Here is a 21,970-nt window from a genome sequence, read left to right as displayed (position 1 = left end):
GCCCCGCCGCCTCCGGGCCATCCCAGTACGGTAGAACCGATGGCGTGATGGACGGGGTGGTACGGGAACTGTTCGGCCGGCAGCTCGAAGCGTGGTTGCCCCGAGCAGTCGCGCGGGGGCGGCCCAGCGTCGTGGCGCTCGCGTACGGGCCCGGGGCTTTGCTCGCGGCCACCGAATCCGCCGAAGCGGTACTCGGCGTGCTCGCCGAGCACGCCGGCCGGCTTCGCGGACGGCAGCTCACCGTGCTGGTGCTCGCCGATGGAGGTGAGGAACTCCCCGCCCGGCTGGGCGCGATCGAGGCGATCCTGCCGGCCGAGATAGCCGTACACCTGGTGCCCGGCGGTCCCGTCCGGCTGCCGGTGGCGGTGAAGGCAGCCGGCTCGGCCGGGGCGCCGCTGCTGTCGTACCTGGATGGGGCGGGCGCCATTGACCCCGGTGTGCTGGCCGCCAGCGCCGCCGGCCGCCCCGCCGAGCTCCTGCTGGTCACCGAGGCGAAGCCCGCGGCTGCCGGCGCCGCGGCTGCATCTGCTGGCCCTGCCGGCTCCACGGCATCTGCCGGTTCGGTGTGGGCCGGTCTCGCCGGTGCCGGTTTCCCACTCACCACCCAGGTCGACCTGGTCGCGGCGGACGGGTCACTCGCGCGGCGGCTCGCCTTCGGCACCGGCCACGACCGGAGCCTGGAGGCGTTCAAGGAAAACCTGTGGGCGGTGGACGCCGACACCGCGGTTCGCTATCGGGACCCCGCCGACCCGAGCGGGCAACTGCTCGACATCGCACCCGACCCCGAGTCGCTGGGCCAGGAACTCCTCGCCGAGCTGGCCCGCTCCGGCCCCCGTACCGTCACCGAGCTGCGCCGACACGCGCTGACCGCGACCGCGTACCGGTCAGTCGACGTGCAGCGGGCGCTCACCGGGCTGCTGCGGTGCGGCGCCGCCGTGCGCGACCCCGAGCACGGTCGGCTCGGCGGTGACGTGGTGATCGCTGTGGCCCGGCATCCGTAGTTGACCGTCGCCAGCATCGGCGGGCGGGCGCGGGCGTACCAGGGGCGGAACGTCCCGGGCCGCGCGGAACGCCCCCGGGCTGACCCCGACCTCCCGGGTGAAGAACCGGCCGAAGTTGGTCGGCTCGGCGAAACCGAGCCGCTGGCCGATTCGCGCCACCGGTTCGTCGGTCGCCGCGAGTAGGCGGCGGGCCTGCAACGCCACCCGCTCGTCCACCACCTGCTTCGCGCTGCGCCCGGTGACCGCCAGGCAGGCGCGGGTCAGAGTACGAACCGAGCAACCCACCCGGTCGGCGTAGTCCTCCACCCGGCGGCTGCGTTGGTAGCCCTGCTCCAACTCGCGGCAGAGCAGTCGGAAAGTGCGGGTCTCGGTGCGCGACGCCGACGGAGACGCCGACCGCGACGCGGGCTGCGGCCCCTCCCGGCAGTCTGGCAGCAGCGCCAGCCGAAGCAGCAGCGCCGCCAGCTGGTGGCGGAGCAGAGCGGCGGACTCCCCGCGATGCCGTTCGCAGTCCACCGCGAGCTGATGGAACCCGGAACTGATGGCCGCCCCATCCGCACCGGTCAGCTCAAGCCGGGTCGGGGCCGCCGCGGAATCGATGCCGAAGCCGTGCAGCGCCGCCGGGGTCCAGCGCACCACGATCGCATCCAGGTTGGGTGGCCCACACCGAAGCACCTGGCCCGCCCGGGCCCGCAGCAGTGTGCCCGGATGGCAGGGGAAGGGGTGGAAGTCCACCTCAACGCTGCCATGCCCTGTGATGACCAGGATGAGCAGGTCCGCCGTCAGCAGGACCGGACGCCGCCACGCCGGATCGGTCACTACACCACCGAAGCCGAGCGCCGCGCTCACAGCGGCGTCCGGGGTGCGATGAACAGCAGAGAACATCACCCGCGACGGTAGCCCGGTACGCCGATTCTCGCACCACCGTCCTCGCCGCGCGGCCCGTGCACGTGGCGGACCAGCACCAACGCGCTCCCGATCCGGGATGTCCCTTCCGCCTCGACTCCGTCGTGCCGGCGGCAGGGTTGTGGGGACTGAGCGAGGCGATTACGTTACCGAGCGGTAGGGGTGGATGGTGAAGGGACGGGCATGACGGATCTTTTCTCGGTTACCGGCAAGACCGTCCTGGTCACCGGCGGCTCGCGCGGGATCGGCCGGATGATCGCCGAAGGTTTCGTACGGGCCGGCGCCAAAGTGATCATTGCTGCCCGGAAGGCGGACGTCTGCACGGCGGTCGCCGCCGAACTGTCAACGCTGGGCGAGTGCACGGCGATCCCGGTCGACCTCAGCAGCGCCGCCGGCGCCGAGGCGCTCGCCGCCACCGTGGGAGAGCGGCACGACCGACTCCACGTACTGGTCAACAACGCGGGCGTCACCTGGGGTGCACCACTTGAGGCATATCCGGAGAGCGCATTCGACAAGCTCTGGGCGGTCAACGTCAAGGCCGTCTTTCGGCTCACCACCGCGCTGCTGCCCGTACTGCGTGCCGCCGGCACCGCAGACGATCCCGCCCGCGTCATCAACATCGGCTCGGTGGACGGGATCCGGGTCCCGTGGATGGAGGTGTACGCGTACTCCGCCACGAAGGCGGCCGTGCACATGCTGACCCGCAACCTCGCCCACCAGCTCGCCGCTGAACACGTCACCGTCAACGCGATCGCCCCGGGCCCGTTTGAGAGCAAAATGATGGCATTCGCCCTGGACGATCCCGGTTCTCGGGCTGCCATCGAGAAGCAGGTGCCACTGGGCCGGATCGGCCGACCGGCGGACATGGCGGGCACCGCGATCTACCTGTCGTCGCCGGCCGGCGCGTACCTGACCGGCGCGGTGATCCCGGTCGACGGCGGCATCACCACCCACGGCTGAGCATGACGTGGCCGGCGGTTGCGTTTCGCGTGGTCGGTGGTTGGCGGTTGGCGGTTGCGTTTCGCGTCGTCGGCGGTTGGCGCTTCGCGTACCGACCGGGTTTGGCCGGGGTCGCGCGGACTCGGCAGCTCCGCGCGGCCCCGGCTGACCGGTCACCAGATTCCGGTCCTTCGATCCAGATTCCGGCCTTTCGAGCTCAGCGTCCGGCGAGTAGCCGGTTCACCGCCGTGTCGACGTCCAAGTGCTCGGCCTCGCGGCCGCGCGCGACGACGACGTAGGTCCGCCGCAGGAAGCGCACCAGGACGCTCCGCGGCACCTCAAACAGGGCGTTGCCGTCCGGGGACGACAACGCCAGGGCGACGAAGTCCCCGCGCGGGGTGGCCCAGGGCCAGACCCGCACATCGCCGATACCGGCCGGCTCATCGAGGCCGGTCACCAGCAGTTCCCGTGCGAACGACCAGCTGACCGCCTCGCCACCGGCCGATTCCGCATGGAACAGGACGTGGACCGCATACGGATCAGCAGGGTCGTAGCGCAAACTGGCGCGCACCGGCAAGGCCGTGGCGTCAGGTGCGACGAGCCTTAGCGACGTCTCGACCTCTACGGTCGTCGGTCGGATGACACTCATGGACGTTCTCCCCCCGGCACCGCTGCGGAACGCGCGTGTCCCGCTTTTCCCATACTCAGGTGCTGCCCCTAGCTACGCTCCGCCATACGCTGACTTCACCCAGTGGTGGGAAGGTCTTCGGAGTGTTCCCCAGAATGTGAAAGTTCCTGTAGGATTTCCGGTTCCGCCCGTCCGCGGTGCCGCTTGGCATCAGGTGCTTCAGTCGTCGACTTACTCCGGTAACGTCCAGTCCACGGTCGCAGTGACGGGCGCGCGTCACACTGGGAAGGAAATGTGACACAGTGATCCTCAGTGGATCGTGTCACGCCGTCGGGTCGACCGATCATCGCGACCCAGACGGCGGAACGGCGGGGGTGCGGGGTGTCGAACGAACAGCGGAGTAGGCCGGGCCGATCCGGCTCGGACATGGGTGCACCGGCAGCGGGGACGGCGCTGGTCGACACCCGGGGAGAGCGGCCGCGGTGGCGCCAGCGAGTCTCGACCACCCTCGCGTTGATTCGGGCCAACCCCACCGGCCGACTTGCCCTGAAGGTTTTTGTCGCGATCACTGGTGCCATCGTCGTCACCGTCGGAATCGCGCTGATCCCGCTGCCGGGCCCCGGCTGGTTGCTGGTGATCGCCGGCCTCGGGATCTGGGCGGTGGAGTTTCACTGGGCGCGGCGGTTGCTTACCTTTACCCGCCGGCACGTCTATGGTTGGACCGCCTGGGTTACGCGACAGTCACTCTTAGTGCGGTTCGTTATCGGTGCGGTCGGTATCGTCTTCGTGTCAACCGTCGTGTGGCTGTCGCTCAAGTACAGCGTCGGCATCGACGTGGTGGCCTGGGTGCTGGACCGCCTCAAGGCGAGCTGAGCCTCGGTTTGGGGTCGGCATCAGCGATCAGGTAGAGTCATCCGAGCCAACGGGCGATTAGCTCAGCGGGAGAGCGCTTCGTTCACACCGAAGAGGTCACTGGTTCGATCCCAGTATCGCCCACGTTGAATATAGGCAGGTAAGAGGGACGGTTGGAGAACTCCAGCCGGCCCTCTTGCTATCCGACGGTAGAGATCATGAGTCGCCTGTGAGTCGGCGTCGCTGAGACGGACCGTCTGCGAGTCCAGCCTTGTATCCGGTCTCGAAGCCCGACAGCAGCGCATCCTCCAGTTCGGCGGCAAGCTGTTCGCGAAGATGAACCTCCAGCAGGCGCCGCTGATCGACGACCACCGTGCGCCCGTGGGTGTCTACTCGGGAGGGTTCGCCTAGGACGAATTCCTGGCGCCGCGCCTCCAGGTCGTGGCCCATCACCTCGATGACGTTGGCGCAGTGCCGGATCTCGTTCCGGAGCCACGCGTTCTCCTGCCTGAGTCGCTCGATCTCCTGCTGGTACAGACGTTCGCGCTTATTGGTCACCGCGCGCTGGTAGGCGGCGGTTGCGGCGTTGGCCACGCGGGCAACCAGCGGCATGTCGGGCTGGCGACGGTGGGGGTGGGAGGGGTAGTTCATGACGTCTCGGTGGCCTCCGGTGAGTGCCGGTCAGAAGCGAGCTAGTCGAACACACGTACGAATAGATGGGAAGGATTTTCGCGGCGTGTCGACGACCCTATCGATGGATGTGCGCAACGAGACGACCGCAACCCGTGCGGCGCGAACCCCCGTCACTGTGATCACCAGGCGACTAATGGTAATAGCGGATCCATAATCGACAAGTAAAGAAAGTTAATGGTATTTGCGCCTTTTGCGGCTAATAGAATGTCCGACACGGACAGGCTGAGACGAAATCAGGCAGCTCCAGGAGTGCGGGCGTACGGGAATTCGTACGCAGCGACGCGCCAGGAACGACCACACGGACAGGTGACGGCGCGACGGGCCGGCGTGGAGTGCTGGAAGCTGCGAGCGGAGCCCTGGCTCTTGACGCCGAGGCAGTGCTGCAACCCACGCTGGCGGTGTCGCAATTCTTCGCAACGAGAATGACAGGGGACGATCATGCGCTTAACGTTCATGGGTAAGGACCCGAAGTCGAATCCCACAGGCTCGCCCACCGTGTACCGCACCGACCGAGGAAGCTGGGTCGTTCAGGGGTGGATCGTCGAGGACCGGTGGCGTTGGAGCAGATGGACATTCCGGAGGGGGAAACGTGCGTGGAGATCCCGGATCGGATGCTCCAGTTCTTCAGGCAGGACAACCGTGACCTCGATCAGTAGCGACGAGTTCGACCGCCTGCTGCGGACCTTCGAGCGCGAGTCGAGTCACCTGGAGACCCGGGACTCCTACGGCACCTCGGTTGAACTGCCGTATATGGCCAAGTGGGCGGCCGGGGAACCCGATGACCTTGCATGGTTGGACGACTGGTGCGCGACCCTGCGCCAGCATGTAGCGGCCGGCAGGACGGCCCGCCGGGCGCGGATTGTCTCCGAGCCCCTTAGCGACTATCAGCGCTGGTCGTACAGCATCGCCCACCCGATGGTCGACGCGGGCGAAGATATTCGCTGGATTCCCCGGCGCCTCGTGTCGTCCATCGGCATCCCCGGTAACGACTTCTACCTGTTCGATGACCGCCTGGTGGTCTTCCTGATCTACAGCGGCGATGGGCTGAACGCCGCCTACGAGACGTCAACCGACCCAGCGGACATCAAACTGTGTCGCACGTCGTTTGACGCCGTGTGGAAGGTGGCCGTACCTCACCATGGCTACCAACCCGCCTAGCGCCGCTCAGCAGGCACAAGAGGCGCTGGGTGTTCGCCTGCGTGAGCTTCGCAAGGATGCGGGGCTCACCGGGCGGGCCCTCGCCGTGGCCACAGGCCAACACTTCACCCGCGTAAGCAAGATCGAGCACGGCGTGCAACCCCCAACCGACCATGACATTCGGACCTGGTGTTCGGTGTGCGGCGCGGACGACCAGGCCGCCGACTTGATCGCCACGTTGCGGGCGGTTGAGTCCGCCTACCTGGAGTTTCGGCGGCAGGCCCGCGCGGGTATGAAACGGGTTCTCGGCGCGCACACCGTGGCGCGGTACGAGCAGACCACCCAGTTCCGTATCTACGAGCACAACGTCATTCCCGGACTGTTCCAGACCGCCGACTACGCCGCCGCCATGCTGTCATTTTGGATCGGCATCCTGTCGGCCCCCAACGACCTCGACGAGGCCATCGCCGTCCGCATGGAGCGCCAGCGTGTCATCTACCAGCGGGGCAAGAGGTTCGTCGTCGTCCTGGAGGAACAGGCACTGCGAACGTGGTTCGGGTCGGCGGATACCCAGGCCGGACAGCTCGACCGGCTGCTCGCGGTGATGTCCCTGCCAAACGTATCGGTGGGGATCATCCCGATGATGATCGAACGCCCGGCAGTAGCGTCCGCTGGCTTCTGGATGTTCGACAACTCGCTTGTCGCGCTGGAGACGCCCACCGCCAGCCTCGCAGTCACCCGGTCACAGGAAATTGACCTGTACGGCCAGATGTTCGAGCGACTTCAGGCGAGCGCTCTCTACGGGGCTCCCGCGCGCGCGTTGGTCATCAACGTGCTATCCCAGCTCGACGGACGCAACAGTTCGCAACATCGTTGAGCAGCGACATGCACGGTTCGTAGCCTTCTGATCACGGAGCAATCCACGGTGACGGAGGCGAATTCGTGACGACCATTCGCAACGCTTGGCGGTGGCTCACCGGCCATCGCCGCCGCCGGCCCGCACGGCTGGACGCAGTCGGCCCCGCCACCCGGTACGCGGCGCGGGCCGGCACCTACTCCCCGCTGCACAACCAGCCGACGGTCATCTTCGACCGCCGGCCGTTGATGACCCCGCTCGCCCGGCAGCGGGCGAACCGCCGGTGATGGGCACCCGCGCCCGGCCGCGCTCCGGCAGCCTGTCGACGGTGCAGCTACGTAACCGGATGATCCTGTCCGCCCGGCGGATCATCACCGAGCACTGGCCGCGGGTGGACCGGTGCCCGATCTGCCGATCCGGGTGGCCGTGCCCGCCCACCGACACCGCCTACGACTACCTGGCCTCGGTGGGTCAGGGCAACTGGGCTCCACCGGAACGCGCCGGGCGGCGGCGGTGAGCCCGGCCGACGCGACCGTCCGCCGGTGGTGGCGGGACCTGAACGAGCACCGGCAGGTCGACGGCCGCTGCCCGGTGTGCGGCACCCCGCGGCGGTGCTGGCCGTGGGCGGAGGCATATGCCGGGCTGCTCACCCACGACCTGCTCCGAGCCTGACCGCGATGCGCTGGAGCCGCGCCCCGCCCCCTCCCGCCGGTACACTGGCCCGGCCCGTGAGCAGCCACGATCCCCGGATAGGTCAGGAGAGCGCCCGTGCAGGTATCCCAGGCCCTGGACGTGATGACTGCCGTCCTCCGGGCAGCCGAGCACCCCGACATCGTCGAGGTCACTCGGTACGGCGCCGATGCCCAGCCGGGCGGACAGTCGCCCGCGGGGATCAAGGTCAGACACCAGTCCGGGACAGCCGCGATGCTCTGGGCGGGCGTACCGCCGCGTGACGCCACGCCGGTACCGCTGCCCTCCGGGCCGCTGCCACCGCGGCAGCGCGCCGCCCGAATCCTCGTGCTCGCCCACCAACTCCTGGACGTCGCCCGGCCCGAGGTGTTCACCTCGTGGGAGCTGTGCCAACAGCCCGGCGTGGAGGTGCCGGTTGCCGCCGCGTTCCGCATCGCGGCCCGTGACGGTTCGGTGATCTACCTCCGCGCTACGGCGGCGTCCGGGGGCACGTCCGAGCCCGAGACCGACCCGTATCCGGACTACCAGATCCCCCAGGGAGTCCAGTCATGGCATCGTCTCAATGCTCCGCCTGCGGAGCCCGCGTCAGTGTGAGCCCCGGCCGGTCCTGCCCACCGCATCAGGCGATGGGTGATCGCGCCCGCTGCCCGGGCTCTGGAGCGCAGCCGGGCGGCCGGCGCCTGATACCGGGGCGCGGCCGGCGTGCCGAGCAGCACCCCCAGCCTTCGGCCAGCGAGCCTCGGCCATCCTGTCTCGGCTGATCTGCCCGCGGCGAAACATCTGCCTGGCCGGGCTCGACGATCGCTATAGTCCGGCTTTATGACGTCCATCACGACGAGAACAGTCGAGTACCCGGCCGACGGCCTGACGATGATCGGGCACCTCGCCCTGCCCGTCGGCGTCGACCGCCGGCCAGCGGTCCTGGTCGGACCCGAGGGGCCGGGGCTCAACGACTTTCAGCGTCGCCGGGCCGACGCCCTCGCGGAGTTGGGGTACGTGGCGCTGGCCTTCGACATTCACGGCGGACGCTGGTTCACCGACCCCCAGGAGATGCTGGCGCGCCTGACTCCGCTGCTCGCTGACCCCGACCGGATGCGGGGCATCGGCCACGCAGCCCTTGACGTGCTGCGCGCCGAACCACGGACCGACCCGGACCGGATGGCCGCCATCGGCTACGGCATCGGGGGAGCAATCGTGCTGGAACTCGGCCGCGACGCCGCCAATCTGCGCGGGATCGCAACGATTAACGCAATGACCACGGGTCGGCCGGGCGAGGCGGCGCGCATTCGCTGCCCGGTGTGGGCCGGGGTCGGGTCGGAAGACCCGATCGTGTCGCCGGTCCAACGGGACGCGTTCACCGCCGAGATGCAGGCCGCGGACGTCGATTGGCGGCTTGTTGTCTATGGCGGCGCCCTGCACGCCTTCCACCACCCACCGATGGGGGCCGACCAGACTGTGCTCCCCGGCGTCGGCTACCACCAGCGGCACGCGCAGCGGGCCTGGCTCGACATTGTGGCCCTGCTGGCGGAGTGCCTTCACGTACCGGAGGACGTTGGCCTGCGTCACTAGCGCTACCTGCCCGACTCCGCCTACCTTCCGTTCGACCTGGTGGTCCGCGATGCGTCTCCCCACGATCTGCTGCGCGTAGCCGCCGGTGCGGGAAGGCTACTCAGCACCGTGTTGGCCGCGTCCGACCCGGCAGCATCCTCGACCGCGTGCCGGGTCCGAGCGAGATGAGAACTTCCTTCGCGTATTTTCCTCGCATTTGTCGTCCTGTGGGGCTTGGTGTCGATTTAGCTCGACGGTGGGCCGCTACCGCCTGTCTGGTAGCTGAGGAACACGCCACCTGCGTTCCCCTTGGGTGGTGGGCTCCTCGCCGTTCACGGGGAAGGACACCGAGACCGCAATGCCATCTCAACGACATGTCTACAGCTCTACCCGTATAGATAGGCGGACCCCACGGTGGTGGGCCGTCGGGATGGCGGGGTTGACCGGCCTGGCGTTCACCACGGCCGTTCTTGCCACCGCCGCCCACGCTCAACCGAACCGGCCCGTGCCCGGCTCCACCGCGGCGACCAATGCGGAGCCCGGGCCCGTCGCGACCACCCGGGATGGAGTCGGCACCGGCACTCCCGTCACCTGTGACGCGGATGCGTTGATCGCCGCGATCACGGCTGCCAACGCTGCGGGCGGCGGCGTGTTCGACCTGGCGAAGGACTGCACCTACCTGCTCGCCGCCGACATCGATGGTGCCGGTCTGCCCGCGATCATGACCCCGATCACCCTCAACGGCGGTAAGAACACCACGATCGAACGCGCCGCCGCCGCCGACCAGTTCCGGATCTTCACCGTCGACTCCGGTGGCGGCCTCACCCTCAACCGCCTGAAGATCGTCGGCGGTCAGACCACCACGGCGGGTACCGATGGGGGCGGCATCCTGGTCAACGCGGGCGGGGGTTTGACAGTCAGCCACAGCGTAGTCACCCGCAACATCGCCGGTGGTAATGGTGGCGGCATCGCCAACAACGGGACCACCACCATCAAGCGCTCGATCGTCAGCCGTAACATCGCCCCGCTGGAAGGGGGCGGCATCTACAACACGGGCGTACTGACCGTCAACGAGTCTGAGGTCAAGGCGAACACCGGCACCCTCTCGGGAGGCGGTATCGGGAGCACGGCAGGAGCGGTCGAGGTTTCCAAGAGTTCCATCTCCGGCAACTGGGCCGATCAGGGAGCTGGTCTCTTCGTCGTTGATGGCGGAATCGGCTCGGTAACCGGCACCCACATCAAGAAGAACTCCGCTGCCGATGCTGGCGGAGGTGTCTTCATTCAGGGCCAGCTGACGCTGCAGAAAGTCGTCCTCGCCGGCAACACCGCCGAAACCGGTGCTGGCCTCATTGTCGACGAGGAGTCCACGGCCGACATCACGGGCAGCCGCATCGTCGACAACACCGCCGGCGCCCAGGGCGGGGGCATCTACAACGCGGGCATGACCACGTTGACCGGCACCAAGCTCGACGGGAACCAGGCCGACACGGGCGCCGGTGTCCAGAATCTTGCGGCAGGAACGCTGACCTTCTTCGCCTCGACCGTCACCGACAACCTTGCCGTGACCGACGGCGGGGGCATCGTCAACGACGTGGGTGGGACCGTCACCCTGAACACGGCCACCGGCACCACCGTTATCAGCAACCGTCCGAACAACTGCGTGAATGTTCCCGGCTGCGCCGGCTAGCGACCCTGAGTGGGTCAAAGTTCACCCGGGCCCCGCTCCTGCCGTACGCGGTGGGGGCGGGGCTCCGTCGTGCGGTGGCTCACCAGAGCTACGGCGCGCCGCCGGATTCGCTACCGGCGGCGCTGTCGAGGGCCTGGCCCTCGCTGCCGCCGCCACCTTTCCCACGGAGGCTGCCGGATCGCCGACGGCGGCTCTGGCGGGCACTCTGGCGGATCGCCCGGCGGGCGTTCGCCATCGTGTCTTGTCTGCTGCCGGCCCGGGGGCCAGCCCGGCGTCGACGTCTCCGGGCCATGTTGACGATCAGCACGTGAACGACCAGCACAAGTGCGATCAGCAGGGGCAGGGCGAGCCACCCGAGGTGAATCTCGGACACCCCTGGAGTGTATCGACTCCGGACGATGACCGGAATCGGAGAGGTAGGTGTTCGGGGCCGGTGTCGTCAGCTACCGGACTGGGCTGTCGCGAGCAGGTAGTGCAGCACGTCGGTGGCCGCGTAGTCCTCCCCGAAGCGCCGGTGCAGCTCGGTGAGGACGCCGATGTCCTGGCCGATGGTGATGATCGGCGGCTCGGTGTCGTCGCCGGCGCGTCGTTGGCCCAGGCCGATCGTGCCCATGAGCCCGTTGCACAGGCAGCGGCTACCCGTGGTGTCCTCCGCCGCGCCGCCCTTGCGGATGTAGTCGTCTACCGGCTCGGCCGGGCACCGGAAACCGATCCGACCGGTCGGCCGCAGGTACGGGGTGCGCAGATAACCCAGATCGCACCGGCGAGCGCGGGCCTGGTAGATGCCGTCCTCGGCGGCGGTGCCCTCCAGCTGGGCGATCTTGAAGGGGAAGCCGGTCGGGGAGGCGACCGGATCGTTCTGGATCGCGAGCTGTCCGTCGGTGGCCCGCTGGAGCAGCTGCCGCCGAAGCTGGGGGTTGATTCCGGATTCGCGACAGAGGGCGAAGGCGGTGCCGACCTGAACGCCGGTGGCTCCGGCAGCCCGGACGGCGGCTACCCGCCGTGGGTCGGCCTGGCCGCCGGCGACCCAGAACGGCAGTCCGGCGGCGGCTACCTTGGCCAGGTCGATCCGGTCCCGCTCGCCGTAGACGGGTTCGCCGTTGTCATCGAGCACCATTTTGCCGCGGGGCCGGGCCGAGTGGCCGCCCGCGGTGGGCCCTTCGAGGACAAAACCGTCGGGGCAGGTACGGGGGCTGCGGGCAAGGTAGCTGACCAGGGATGCGGCGGAGACGATGGCCAGGAACCGGGGCCGTGGGAGGGGCGGTAGTAGCTCGCCGGTCAAATCGGGCGGGTTGAAGGCGACGGTGTGGGCTTCCCCCACCGGGCTGCCCTCGACGGCGACGGGCAACTGGACCGGCCGGTGGTGGGTCAGGGCGTCGATCAGAGACGGGATCTCACTGGGGAGGCCGGCACCCATCAGGATGTAGTCGACCCCGGCCAGCATCGCCCCGTACACCGCGGCGGGGGTGGCGAGCTGGATCTTCTCCAGGTAGTTGATGCCGACGACGCCGCTGTGGCCCTGCTTGGCCAGGTAGACCTCGACGAAGTTGGCGACCACGGCCAGCTCGTTCGCGTGTCGTCGGGGCCGCATGCTCAGCAGTGGCGCTGGTCGGAACGGTTTGCCGGCGGGGATTCCCCCCGGCACGTAGTAGCGGTCCAGCACCCGCTGGGCGACCTCCGGCGCGGGGAACGCGCTCAGCGCCTGCCGGAGCGTGCCGTCCTCGTCGCCGAGCTGTAGCCGGCGGGCCAGTGACGCGTCGAGTGCTACCCCGGACACCACTCCGAGCTGGCCGGCGGCGGCTACGGCGGCGGCCAGCCGCCAGCTGGAGACACCGACGCCCATCCCGCCCTGAATGATGATCGGAAGTTCCACCTAATTCCTGCCCTTCAGCCGGCCCTGTCGGCACTGGCAATCCTGTGGCCTGTCGGCCGGGGGCAACAGGGCATTTGGTCCTGTAGTCGGGTGGGCCAGGTCACGAAGGGCCTCCGGCCGGAGACCGGGTCCGCGTGGGCACCGGTAGCTCACTCCTCAAGCTTTGTCTGGTTTAGAGGTTTTGTTCGTGTTCATGTTTGGTTGGGGCCAGTGTCGGTTTAGCGTCTGAGGTGGCTGCTACCGCCTGCCTGGTAGCCGAGGAAGCCTGGCCGGGGTCGGTCCTTCCTCGCCGTTCACGGGGGAAGGACATCGACACCGCGATGAACCAACAGCATCACACCCACGAAACCGGGACCGACCGCCCCGGCGAACGCCGGGCGCGGTCGCGCTGGTGGACGGTCGGCCTGGCCGGGGTAGCCGGGCTGGCACTCACCGCCGCCGGCGTCGCGACGGCTCCGGCCGTCAGCGCTGCCGGAGGCGCCGCCACCAGCGCCGAAACCCAGCGTGGGGACAGTCACCGGGCCAACGGCATGTCCAAGCACGACGACAAGAGCAAGGGCGACCAGGGCAAGGGGAAGAAGGAGCGGGGAAAGAACGACAAGGGGAAGAAGGCTACGCCGAAGGGCACGCCGGTCCCCTGCGACGCCGATCTGCTGATCGCGGCGATCACGTTCGCCAACGCCACCGGCGGTGGCGTGTTCGACCTGGCGAAGGACTGCACCTACCTGCTCACCGCCGACATCGACGGTGCCGGTCTGCCCGCGATCATGACCCCGATCACCCTCAACGGCGGCAAGAACACCACGATCGAACGCGCTGCCGCCGTCGACGATTTCCGGATCTTCACCGTCGACACCGGTGGTGACCTCACCCTCAACCACCTGAAGGTCACCGGCGGCCAGACCGACGGTAACGGTGGGGGAGTCCTCGTCAACCCCGGCGGAGCGTTGACCACCAACCACAGCGCCATCACCCGCAACATCGTCGAAGGCGACGGCGACGGCGGCGGAATCGCCAACCTGGGTACCACCCGGATCAAGCACTCCAAGGTCGACCGGAACACCACCAGCGAGCAAGGCGGTGGGATCTTCAGCACCGGCCTCTTGGAGATCGTCAAGTCGCACGTCGACAACAACACCGCCGACCAGGGCGGTGGCATCTACCAAAGCGGTAGCACCGTCACCGGCAAGGGCGGCAGCATCTCCGGCAACCAGGCGTCCGACGCGGGAGGCTTGTATCTGGTGGGCGGAATCGGCAGGCTGACCGGCACCAAGGTCGCGAAGAACACCGCCAGTGGAAACGGTGGTGGTGCCCGGGTCGCCGAGGCCGGGCAGTTGATGCTGCAGAAGGTCGGCCTCCTCGACAACTCCGCGCTGTCGGGCGTGGCCGGCGGCCTGTTCGTGGAGGGCGCCGAAGTCGGCGACACCATCGCGGTCGTCGAGGACAGCCTTATCAAGAACAACACCGCTTTCGACATCGGCGGAGGGATCGACAACTCGGGAGTAGCCGTGTTGCGAAACACCAAGGTCATCGGTAACCAGGCGAACGAGGGCGGCGGCATCTTCAACTCCGGCACGTTGACGCTCTTCGCGACGAAGGTGGTCAAGAACATTGCGGTCGCCGACGGCGGGGGTATCTTCAACACCCTCGGCACGGTTGAGCTGAACACCGCCACCGGCACCGTGGTCATCAAGAACCGACCCAACAACTGCGTGGACGTCCCCGGCTGCGCCGGCTGACACTCCGAGCAGAGCGCCAAGGGTTTCGCCCCACCGGGAGCATGCGGTGGGGCGGAACCCTTTCCCCTGGTCTTCGCCGACGACCGTGGCGCGCGCCTGATCCCGCTCTTTCGTTCGCCGCCGCGCGGGGTGGGACCAGCACCGTGCCGCGGCGCCCCGGCGGATGATCAGCGAATTGGGTTGCGGTAGGCGGCATCCCACGTCTTACGGCCCAGTAGCCCGTCCCTGCTGAGGCCCTGATCCGCCTGGAACGCTTTGATCAGCTCGCGGTGCTCCGGTCCGTACCTGCCGTCGTGGCCGTTCCGGCGGAGGTAGCGCTTGCCCTTGCCAGCTGGCCAGCCTCGGCGGGTGAGCTGTTTGGTCCAGATGGCGAGCCACTGCCGGTCCGATTTCCCGTTGAACTTCCGCCGATAGTGGCCCGACACCGATCGATCTCCTCCGCTCCGGGAGCCAAAGTAGTAGCCGCTGGGAAGGGGGAACGACACCGCCGGCCCCGGTGCGGGTCGGACCGGTGTCGGCTGCTCGGGCTCGACGGGTCCCGGCCTGCCGAGCTGGTCGAGCCGCCAGTTCGTGCCCCGCACGGTGTCGGCGGCCTGGGTGAAGTCAGAGTTCACGTGGCAGTGGCTCGTGTGCCGGTTCGAGCCGGTGTAGGTGTGGGTGGTGAAGTTGTGCCGGCGGTGCCAGATCCGGCCCTTGTAGATGATGTACCGGACCCACCACAGCGCGCCGGAGCGGGCGAGCTTCACCCACAGCTGCACGACCTGTTCCATCGTGACCCCGCCCGGGTCGCGTAGGTCGGCGTCGAAATCCCGGGCCCGTACCTCGTCGAGGTTGTCGCCGTCGCGATACTCCGGCCGACCGGTCCGGTCCGGGTTGTGGCTCGACGGGGAGCTCTGGTGGGAGGTGTCGCCGATCGAGCCGTCCGATCTGGTGTCCCGTTCGGGGAATCGCTTGTTGAGTTGATCACGGGCTTCGTCCAGGTTCGGTACCACCATCCATGCCATCGACGTTCACCTCCACAACTGGCCAGTCGGTTTGCTCAGGGTCGAGCCACGGATCCGGGGCCTGCGTCCCGATGTGCTGCTCCGGGTCCTCGTTCGGGACCGGGTGCGGGTTGGTGTCGGACATGTTCCTCCCTTAACTGGGATGCAATTCGATCGGTACGTGCATCCAGCGTTTTGCGGCACGATCAGCAGATCCTGATTCCGCCATGAATCACGATCTCGACAATTTATGCTGGTTCGTCGGTGATTAATCGATTCTAGCGGTCACGTGGCTCATGGGCATGATCCAAACGTTGTCGCAGATTGCTCTGTGGGTGATTGGCGGGCATTGGTAACGAGACGCAAATTCACATTCTCGGTAACCGGTGTGGCGCTGGTGCCGGCCGGTGATCATCAAGGGGTGTCGCAGTCGCAGCGCTCGTCGCCCTATTCATGTTCGCTGACTCCATCCCGGTTTTCCTGCGGGCTGGCGGCCCGCCGGCGGCCGGTGGTCGCGGCGGTCCCCGTACCGTTCCTGCCCGGCCGTTCCTCGTCTGCGCTGGGAAGGGAGTCGAGGCTGCGAGGAACTCCGCTGCCCTACTCGTGATCCCGGCGATGCGATGGGAGTCGGGCGGTGGTAGTGCCGGTATTTGCTTCAGTCGAGGCTCAAGCTCTGCTCAGCGCTAATTTTCTTGCGATTGGTTGGTGGCGGAGGGTATTCGTGCTTCGCCTTACTGGCCGGTGCTGCGGCACCGTATTCTGCGGCGACTGTTCCCGGGGTTCGTGTTGTCATATGTGGGCGACGGTATGAGCCTGGTCGCCGTCAGTTGGCTTGCCCTGCAGTTGGCTCCGCCGGAAACCAAGGCCACCTGGGCTGCGGTGGCGATCGCCGGTCCGGTCCTAGCGGCCGTGATCATCGGTTTCGGTGGTCCGGTCGTCGTCATCGCCATTGACGCCGCGGCATTCGCCGTCCTGGCGAGCACCTACCTGATTGCCGTGCCGAAGGCGGCGCGCGCTCCGCGCGGAGCGCGAAGGTCGTCCGGTCTTGCAGGCTTCGCTGCGATCTCTCGTGACCGCGGCATGCGCGGTCTCTCCATCCTGACCTTCGGCTTCTTCTTCCTGTGCGGGCCGGTACTGGTGGCGCTGCCGGTCCACGTCGTGGAGGTGTCTGGCGACTCGGCTGGAACACTCGCCGCGTTCTGGGTGGTCTTCGGGGTCGGCGCGATCGTGACTCTTTCCGTGCCGCTCGGCACCCTTGCCGGCGGTCCGATGATCACCAGTTTCGGTGCCCAGCCCATCATTCTCGGTTGCGCCGGACTGACGCTGGCCCTCGGCTCGGTGGCGGCGGCCGTCGCGATCGGCCGGGCTCGCCGACGGCCGGACGGCGAGGTTGCGGCCGAGTCCCGGCCCAGCGCGGAGTCCGTGACCAGGGTGGATAAGGATATTCATGTTCGTCTGGTTCGGTGGATTTAGTGGCATTTAGGGCTTCGTATCGCTTTCCTTTGTTTAGCGTGCGGTGGCTGGTACCACCCGGGCGGACAGCCGAGGAGTGACCTCGACTGGCACCCGGCCGGATGGTTCCTTGCCGTGCACGGGGAAGGACATCGAGACCGCGATGAACCATCAGCGCCACGCCCAGGGAGAGCCGCCCGCCCGGCCGGGAGAGAAGCCAGCACGGCCATGGCGGCGGCGGTGGTTTGTCGGGTTGGCGGGGGTGACCGGGTTGGCGCTCGCCACCGTCGGGGTTGTGGTGACCCCGGTGGGCGAGACGATCGGGCGCGCCCTGCCCGCCGTTGGCGCGTCCGGGACCCCGGTCGGCGGGCCATCCGCCGACGACCGTCGGGACGAAGGCATCGGTGCGGCCGACAAGGGCGACGAGGTCAGGGGTGGCGCGGGCAAAGGCGACGAGGTCAGGGGTGGCGCGGGCAAGGGCGACGAGGTCAGGGGTGGCGCGGGCAAGGGCGACGGGGAGCGGCGGGCCGGCAAGCCGGTGCCCTGCGACCCGGATCGACTGATCGCCGAGATCGCCCTGGCCAACGCCGGCGGTGGTGCCGTGCTCGACCTCGCCGAGGGCTGCACCTATCTGCTCACCGCCGACCTCGGTGGCGCTGGTCTACCCGCGATCAGCACCCCGATCACCCTCACCGGCGGCAGGAACACCATCATCGAGCGGGCCGCCGCCGTCGACCAGTTCCGGATCCTCGCCGTGACCGCCGGCGGTGAGCTCACCCTGAACCAGCTGACGATCACCGGCGGCCACGCCGTCGAGGGCGGTGGAGGGATCCTCGTCAACACCGGTGGCGCGCTGACCGTCAACCACAGCGTCCTCCATCGCAACATCGCCGACATCCTCGGCGGCGGTATCGCCAACAACGGCACCGCCCGGCTCAGCCACTCCAGCGTCGAACGGAATATCGGGAACCAGCGTGGCGGTGGGATCTTCAGCGCCGGCCCGCTGGAACTCGTGCATTCTCACGTTCGTGGAAACATCGCCGACCTCGGCGGCGGCGTCTTCGCCTCCGACAGCGGCGTGACCGTCCAGGGCGGCAGCATCGCCGGCAACTGGGCACAGTCTGTTGGTGGGTTGTTCGTCTCTGGCGGCATCGGCACGGTTACCGGCACTCGAATCATCAGGAATTCGAGCCATTCCGACGGGGGTGGCGTCCGGGTTGGTCTCGGCGGGCAGTTGACCCTGCGGTGGGTTCGCCTGACCGGCAACACCGCACTGTCCGGGCAGGCCGGTGGTCTCCTCGTGGAGGGGGACATCGGTGGAGGAAGCTACGTCGTCATCGAGGACAGCATCATCAAGAACAACACTGCGATGACTGGCGCCGGCGGTGGAATCTTCAACGCGGGGCAGACGGTGATACGACGTACCCGGATCCTCGGCAATCGGGCCGACCGGGGCGGCGGCATCCACAGCTCCGGGACGGTCAGCCTCGCGGCGACGAAGGTGGTCGACAATCTCGCCGCCACCGATGGTGGGGGAGTCGTCAACGACGGCGGCACGGTGGACCTGAACACCGCCACCGGCACGATCGTGATCAAGAACCGGCCGAACAACTGCGTCAACGTTGTGGGCTGTGCCGGATAGCCGCCCACCATGCCGTATGCGCGGGTGAGTGCACGGCGGTAGCCCGCCTCTCGGCCCTCCTTGGTTGGGCGGTTCGACCAGTCGGTTGTGCGCTGCCGGCGGGTGCTAGACGACCTTTGGGACGAATTTTCGGGTTCGTGTTTATCTGGGCGATCTGTCGGCTTAGCGTTTGACTGTCGGCTACCGCCGGTCCGGTAGTCGAGGACACCACGCTGGGGTTGGCCCCGGTCAGCGGAGTTCCTGGTCGTTCAGGGGAAGGCACCGGTACCGCGATGCAGGATCAAGACCACGACCAGGGGGGGTGCACCGGAGCGTCCGGCCCGTACCCGGCCATGGTTGGTGGCCGGGGTGGCCAGCCTCCTGCTCGCCCTGAAGATCGCCGGTGGCCAGACCGCCGAGGACGGCGGGGGGAATCCTGTCACCGGCATTGTGGTGAGCGCAAATCGGCCCAACAACTGTGTCAATGTCGCCGGCTGTCCGGGCTGAACCCCGGCGAAACTCCCATCTAACAAGTGCACCAGTTGTGAACCCAGAGGTGATCTTCCAATGTGCGGGATAGCAGGCTACATCGGCATCAGCGCATTCTGGGGTGAGCCGGTGCTTCGCCGGATGGCCGACGCCCAGGTCCACCGGGGCCCCGACGGCGACGGCTACCTGACCGACGGGCTGATCGGGTTGGCGCACCGGCGGCTGGCGGTCATCGATCGAGCCGGTGGGAAACAACCGTTGCAGTCGGCGAACGGCCGGTGGGTGCTGAGCTACAACGGCGAGGTCTACAACTATCGGCAACTGCGCGCGGAGTTGAGCGATCTCGGCCATCGATTCACCACGGAATGTGACACCGAGGTGGTGCTCGCCGCGTGGATCCAATGGGGTCGGGCCGCCTTCGACCGTTTCAATGGAATGTTCGCCCTGGCCATCGCCGACCTGGAGCGGGGCGAGGTGGTGCTGGCCCGGGACCAGTTCGGCATCAAACCGCTGTACCTCGCCGAGGACGGAGACGGACGGGTCTTCTTCGCCAGTGAGATCCGCCCCCTCTTCGCCGCCGGTGCGGTCACGCCCAAGCCCGACGACCACACCATCTACCGATACTTACGGTTCCGGGTTCACGACGACACCCCACGGACGTTCTTCCACGGGGTCACTCGGCTGATGCCGGGAGAGATCGCCCTGCTCACCTCGGACGGCGCGGTCCAACGCTCGATCTACACCCGCCTCTACGCCGACCTGGACGCGCTGGCGGCGGCACCGACCCCCTATGACCAGGCAGCCCAGGAACGGTTCCGAGCGGCGCTCGACCGAGCGATCCAGGCACGACTGGTCAGTGACGTTCCGGTCGGGACGGCCCTCTCCGGTGGCTTGGACTCCTCGACCGTGGTGGCCAGCATTCATCACCTGCTGGCCTCCGCCGACGACACCACGCGACCGGTTGGTGCGACGCAACAGACCTTCTCCGCGGTCTTCCCGGGAGAGCGAAACGACGAGGAGCGCTACGTCGACGCGGTCGCGGCCACCTGCGGCGAGACGCTCCAGGTGCACAAGGTGCGCCCGACGCCGGACCGCTTTCTGGCTGATCTGCGGGACTTTGTCCGAACCCAGGAAGAACCGGTCATCTCCTCCGCACCGTACGCGCAGTACTGCGTGATGCGGGAGGCGAGTCACCGGGTGACGGTGCTGCTCGACGGTCAGGGCGCCGACGAGCTGCTCGCCGGCTACCTGCCCTACTACCTGGTGCACCTGCGCGGCCTGCGCGGTGGCCGGGTGGCTGGAGAGCTGCTCCGCTCCGTCGATGTGCTCTGGCGCCTGGGTCGCACCCGGTTGGCCGATGTCGTTGGCCGTCGGCGGCGGACACCGGTTGCCAACCTGCTGGGTCGGGACTTCGCCGAAGCCTATCGGCACGAGCGCTTCCCGATGGTGCGCAATGACCTCAAAGCCCGGCTGGCCTCCGACCTTTTCCGGCACAGTCTGCCCGCGTTGCTCCGCTACGAGGATCGGAACAGCATGCGATTCTCGATCGAGGGTCGGGTGCCGTTTCTCGATGCTGCGCTGGTGCGTACCGTGTGGTCGCTTGACCCGTCTGCAATTATCCACCACGGATGGAACAAGCGGGCGCTGCGGGACGCGACCGTCGACCTGCTGCCCCGGTTGGTCAATCGACGCCGCAACAAGATTGGCTTCACCACGCCCGAGGACAGCTGGTTTCAGCGCATCAAGAATGACGTTTATCTGATCTTCGCCTCTCGGTCGTTCGGTGCGCGACCCTACTTCGACCAGCGAGCCGTGCTGCAGGCATTCGAGGATTACGTCGCTGGCCGGGGCGGTGTGGAAACCATGACGTTCTGGCGGATGCTCAATGTTGAACTGTGGCTGCGCGAGTTCATCGACTCCCCGCCGACCAGCGAGGCGGCCGGATCGGGGCCGGTGGAGCCGGCCCGGGTCGCCGTCCAGCGGGGTCCCGGTTCGGACACCGACCAGGGCGCAGACCCGCAAGCGTTGCCGAAGCCGGACTTCGTGCCCAACCAGGGGAAGGAGTTGCTGACGCCCAGTGGCACCTGGGCCCGGTTTCCGCTGCAGACCGACCTCATCGCGACCGGCGACGACGTTCCCGCGCTCGCCGTCAACCGGGTCGGTGAGTTCTACAAACAGGGGGCCGAGATGCCCCCTGCCACCCAGCAGCTGGCAACCGCCGGTCCCTGGTACCTGTTCGTCAGCGAGAAAGTGGTTGCGGTTGCGCAGGGACGAATCTTCAACGTGACCGACCTCAGGAGCGGGGCCTGGGCGCGGCTGCTGTCGCGCGGCGTCCTGCGCACGCCGTACGGCATTGGGCTGGGACATCCGGCCACGATGCAGCTAGCCATCCAGGAGGTGGGTCTGCCCCGCGTCCTGGTCGCTGCAGCGGCCGGGGCGGCTGGTAAGGCGGTCGGGCGACGGGGGCTGTTCTACCGGATCGCGGGTTCGGCGGTACGCGCCATCGACGGGCCCACCGAGTACTCGGCCTACCCGGCGAACGTGTCGGCGAAGCTGGCGCCGCACGATCCGGATCGGGTGGCCCGAGACATTTCGGCGGCGGTCCGGGCGGCCCTGCCCGCCGACTTCGCGGAGCGGTTCGGTGGCACCGTTATCATCGATGCCAATGATTTTGGTCAGGACGTCTTGGGCCGGGACGCCGACCTACCGGACGCGGTGTTGGTGGAGGCGTTCACCGACAATCCACTCGGCCAGGCCCGCGAGCAGACGCCATTCGCGGTTGTGGTGGCCCAGAACTAGCGTGGGTTGCGGGCCGAAGTGGCGCCACCGGGTGCGTCACACCGGGTCATACCGGGGAGAAGCCGGAGCGCCGCCGA

At 68.0% G+C, this 21,970-nt stretch carries 22 protein-coding genes and 1 tRNA gene; 17 read left to right on the top strand and 6 right to left on the bottom strand.

Translation table 11 applies throughout. The features are described from left to right. Window positions 1–47 precede the first annotated feature (47 nt). The gene (locus T398_RS01605; RefSeq protein WP_496444073.1) at window positions 48–1,001 is read left to right on the top strand and encodes a hypothetical protein; all 954 of its coding nucleotides are present in this window, start codon (window positions 48–50) and stop codon (window positions 999–1,001) included. Here the strand turns inward: T398_RS01605 and T398_RS01600 are convergent. Next, on the bottom strand, window positions 885–1,886 hold the full coding sequence (locus T398_RS01600) for a helix-turn-helix transcriptional regulator (RefSeq protein ID WP_496443758.1): 1,002 nt from the start codon (window positions 1,884–1,886) through the stop codon (window positions 885–887). The genes T398_RS01605 and T398_RS01600 overlap by 117 nt on opposite strands. 204 nt (window positions 1,887–2,090) lie before the next feature. Here T398_RS01600 and T398_RS01595 point away from each other — a divergent pair, with 204 nt between their 5' ends. Beyond that, window positions 2,091–2,867 (top strand): SDR family oxidoreductase, encoded by a 777-nt coding sequence (locus T398_RS01595; RefSeq protein WP_496443756.1) that lies wholly within the window; start codon window positions 2,091–2,093, stop codon window positions 2,865–2,867. A 196-nt stretch (window positions 2,868–3,063) separates the two neighbouring features. Here T398_RS01595 and T398_RS01590 read toward each other — a convergent pair whose 3' ends face one another. Beyond that, on the bottom strand, window positions 3,064–3,495 hold the full coding sequence (locus tag T398_RS01590; RefSeq protein ID WP_011905498.1) for an SsgA family sporulation/cell division regulator: 432 nt from the start codon (window positions 3,493–3,495) through the stop codon (window positions 3,064–3,066). Window positions 3,496–3,786: 291 nt separating this feature from the next. Between T398_RS01590 and T398_RS01585 the strand changes: the two genes are divergently transcribed. Together T398_RS01585 and T398_RS01580 are read left to right on the top strand one after the other, a co-directional pair. Continuing rightward, window positions 3,787–4,347 (top strand): TIGR02611 family protein, encoded by a 561-nt coding sequence (locus T398_RS01585; protein WP_496443754.1) that lies wholly within the window; start codon window positions 3,787–3,789, stop codon window positions 4,345–4,347. Window positions 4,348–4,398: 51 nt separating this feature from the next. Continuing rightward, window positions 4,399–4,470, top strand: a tRNA-Val gene (locus tag T398_RS01580). Between the two features lie 72 nt (window positions 4,471–4,542). Here the strand turns inward: T398_RS01580 and T398_RS01575 are convergent. Next, window positions 4,543–4,938, bottom strand: coding sequence for a hypothetical protein (locus T398_RS01575; protein WP_496444071.1), 396 nt, complete (start codon window positions 4,936–4,938; stop codon window positions 4,543–4,545). A 720-nt stretch (window positions 4,939–5,658) separates the two neighbouring features. On the opposite strand from T398_RS01575, the gene T398_RS01570 reads away from it, so the two are divergent. From T398_RS01570 to T398_RS01535, 8 genes are all read left to right on the top strand, one after another. Further along, window positions 5,659–6,177, top strand: coding sequence for a DUF6879 family protein (locus T398_RS01570; RefSeq protein WP_496443752.1), 519 nt, complete (start codon window positions 5,659–5,661; stop codon window positions 6,175–6,177). Next, window positions 6,158–7,033 carry a helix-turn-helix domain-containing protein gene (locus tag T398_RS01565; RefSeq protein WP_496443750.1) on the top strand — a complete coding sequence of 292 codons (876 nt, stop codon included), beginning with the start codon at window positions 6,158–6,160 and terminating at the stop codon, window positions 7,031–7,033. The genes T398_RS01570 and T398_RS01565 overlap by 20 nt, the downstream gene beginning before the upstream one ends. 65 nt (window positions 7,034–7,098) lie before the next feature. Continuing rightward, window positions 7,099–7,299, top strand: a complete 201-nt coding sequence (locus tag T398_RS01560; protein ID WP_496443748.1) for a hypothetical protein — start codon at window positions 7,099–7,101, stop codon at window positions 7,297–7,299. Beyond that, window positions 7,299–7,529, top strand: a complete 231-nt coding sequence (locus T398_RS01555; RefSeq protein WP_496444069.1) for a hypothetical protein — start codon at window positions 7,299–7,301, stop codon at window positions 7,527–7,529. Before T398_RS01560 ends, T398_RS01555 begins: the two co-directional genes overlap by 1 nt. After that, on the top strand, window positions 7,526–7,684 hold the full coding sequence (locus T398_RS01550) for a hypothetical protein (protein ID WP_496443746.1): 159 nt from the start codon (window positions 7,526–7,528) through the stop codon (window positions 7,682–7,684). The genes T398_RS01555 and T398_RS01550 overlap by 4 nt, the downstream gene beginning before the upstream one ends. A gap of 96 nt (window positions 7,685–7,780) precedes the next feature. Beyond that, complete coding sequence (locus T398_RS01545; RefSeq protein WP_496443744.1) at window positions 7,781–8,296, top strand: hypothetical protein; 516 nt, start codon at window positions 7,781–7,783, stop codon at window positions 8,294–8,296. A 225-nt stretch (window positions 8,297–8,521) separates the two neighbouring features. Further along, complete coding sequence (locus T398_RS01540; RefSeq protein WP_496443742.1) at window positions 8,522–9,271, top strand: dienelactone hydrolase family protein; 750 nt, start codon at window positions 8,522–8,524, stop codon at window positions 9,269–9,271. A 409-nt stretch (window positions 9,272–9,680) separates the two neighbouring features. Beyond that, a complete protein-coding gene (locus T398_RS01535; RefSeq protein WP_496443741.1) occupies window positions 9,681–10,937 on the top strand; it encodes a right-handed parallel beta-helix repeat-containing protein in 1,257 nt (418 codons plus the stop codon). Window positions 10,938–11,025: 88 nt separating this feature from the next. Here the strand turns inward: T398_RS01535 and T398_RS01530 are convergent, their stop codons facing one another. Then, window positions 11,026–11,310, bottom strand: coding sequence for a hypothetical protein (locus T398_RS01530; protein WP_496443739.1), 285 nt, complete (start codon window positions 11,308–11,310; stop codon window positions 11,026–11,028). Between the two features lie 66 nt (window positions 11,311–11,376). Beyond that, a complete protein-coding gene (locus tag T398_RS01525) occupies window positions 11,377–12,810 on the bottom strand; it encodes a nitronate monooxygenase (protein ID WP_496443737.1) in 1,434 nt (477 codons plus the stop codon). Window positions 12,811–13,130: 320 nt separating this feature from the next. On the opposite strand from T398_RS01525, the gene T398_RS01520 reads away from it, so the two are divergent. Continuing rightward, window positions 13,131–14,549, top strand: a complete 1,419-nt coding sequence (locus T398_RS01520; protein WP_496443735.1) for a right-handed parallel beta-helix repeat-containing protein — start codon at window positions 13,131–13,133, stop codon at window positions 14,547–14,549. A gap of 167 nt (window positions 14,550–14,716) precedes the next feature. Here T398_RS01520 and T398_RS01515 read toward each other — a convergent pair whose 3' ends face one another. After that, on the bottom strand, window positions 14,717–15,544 hold the full coding sequence (locus T398_RS01515) for a peptidoglycan-binding domain-containing protein (RefSeq protein ID WP_496444067.1): 828 nt from the start codon (window positions 15,542–15,544) through the stop codon (window positions 14,717–14,719). Between the two features lie 729 nt (window positions 15,545–16,273). On the opposite strand from T398_RS01515, the gene T398_RS01510 reads away from it, so the two are divergent. From T398_RS01510 to asnB, 4 genes are all read left to right on the top strand, one after another. Beyond that, window positions 16,274–17,005 carry an MFS transporter gene (locus tag T398_RS01510; RefSeq protein ID WP_496444065.1) on the top strand — a complete coding sequence of 244 codons (732 nt, stop codon included), beginning with the start codon at window positions 16,274–16,276 and terminating at the stop codon, window positions 17,003–17,005. A gap of 142 nt (window positions 17,006–17,147) precedes the next feature. Further along, entirely contained in the window at window positions 17,148–18,626 is a 1,479-nt protein-coding gene (locus tag T398_RS01505) for a right-handed parallel beta-helix repeat-containing protein (RefSeq protein WP_496443733.1), read from the top strand. Window positions 18,627–18,974: 348 nt separating this feature from the next. Then, window positions 18,975–19,112, top strand: a complete 138-nt coding sequence (locus tag T398_RS01500; protein ID WP_496443731.1) for a hypothetical protein — start codon at window positions 18,975–18,977, stop codon at window positions 19,110–19,112. 60 nt (window positions 19,113–19,172) lie between these two features. Continuing rightward, complete coding sequence (gene asnB, locus T398_RS01495; RefSeq protein ID WP_496443729.1) at window positions 19,173–21,893, top strand: asparagine synthase (glutamine-hydrolyzing); 2,721 nt, start codon at window positions 19,173–19,175, stop codon at window positions 21,891–21,893. The last annotated feature ends 77 nt before the right edge of the window (window positions 21,894–21,970 follow it).

Source organism: Salinispora goodfellowii (assembly GCF_059570675.1).
Note: the sequence above shows the minus strand (reverse complement) of the source record. Positions and strands in the feature narration are given on the sequence as shown.

What these genes read in the sequence shown, in the direction of transcription:
- T398_RS01605 (WP_496444073.1), top strand. Translation starts at nt 48, where the DNA reads ATGGACGGGGTGGTACGGGAACTGTTCGGCCGGCAGCTCGAAGCGTGG.
- T398_RS01600 (WP_496443758.1), bottom strand. Translation starts at nt 1,886, where the DNA reads ATGTTCTCTGCTGTTCATCGCACCCCGGACGCCGCTGTGAGCGCGGCG.
- T398_RS01595 (WP_496443756.1), top strand. Translation starts at nt 2,091, where the DNA reads ATGACGGATCTTTTCTCGGTTACCGGCAAGACCGTCCTGGTCACCGGC.
- T398_RS01590 (WP_011905498.1), bottom strand. Translation starts at nt 3,495, where the DNA reads ATGAGTGTCATCCGACCGACGACCGTAGAGGTCGAGACGTCGCTAAGG.
- T398_RS01575 (WP_496444071.1), bottom strand. Translation starts at nt 4,938, where the DNA reads ATGCCGCTGGTTGCCCGCGTGGCCAACGCCGCAACCGCCGCCTACCAG.
- T398_RS01565 (WP_496443750.1), top strand. Translation starts at nt 6,158, where the DNA reads ATGGCTACCAACCCGCCTAGCGCCGCTCAGCAGGCACAAGAGGCGCTG.
- T398_RS01555 (WP_496444069.1), top strand. Translation starts at nt 7,299, where the DNA reads ATGGGCACCCGCGCCCGGCCGCGCTCCGGCAGCCTGTCGACGGTGCAG.
- T398_RS01540 (WP_496443742.1), top strand. Translation starts at nt 8,522, where the DNA reads ATGACGTCCATCACGACGAGAACAGTCGAGTACCCGGCCGACGGCCTG.
- T398_RS01535 (WP_496443741.1), top strand. Translation starts at nt 9,681, where the DNA reads ATGGCGGGGTTGACCGGCCTGGCGTTCACCACGGCCGTTCTTGCCACC.
- T398_RS01520 (WP_496443735.1), top strand. Translation starts at nt 13,131, where the DNA reads ATGAACCAACAGCATCACACCCACGAAACCGGGACCGACCGCCCCGGC.
- T398_RS01515 (WP_496444067.1), bottom strand. Translation starts at nt 15,544, where the DNA reads ATGGTGGTACCGAACCTGGACGAAGCCCGTGATCAACTCAACAAGCGA.
- T398_RS01505 (WP_496443733.1), top strand. Translation starts at nt 17,148, where the DNA reads ATGAACCATCAGCGCCACGCCCAGGGAGAGCCGCCCGCCCGGCCGGGA.
- asnB (WP_496443729.1), top strand. Translation starts at nt 19,173, where the DNA reads ATGTGCGGGATAGCAGGCTACATCGGCATCAGCGCATTCTGGGGTGAG.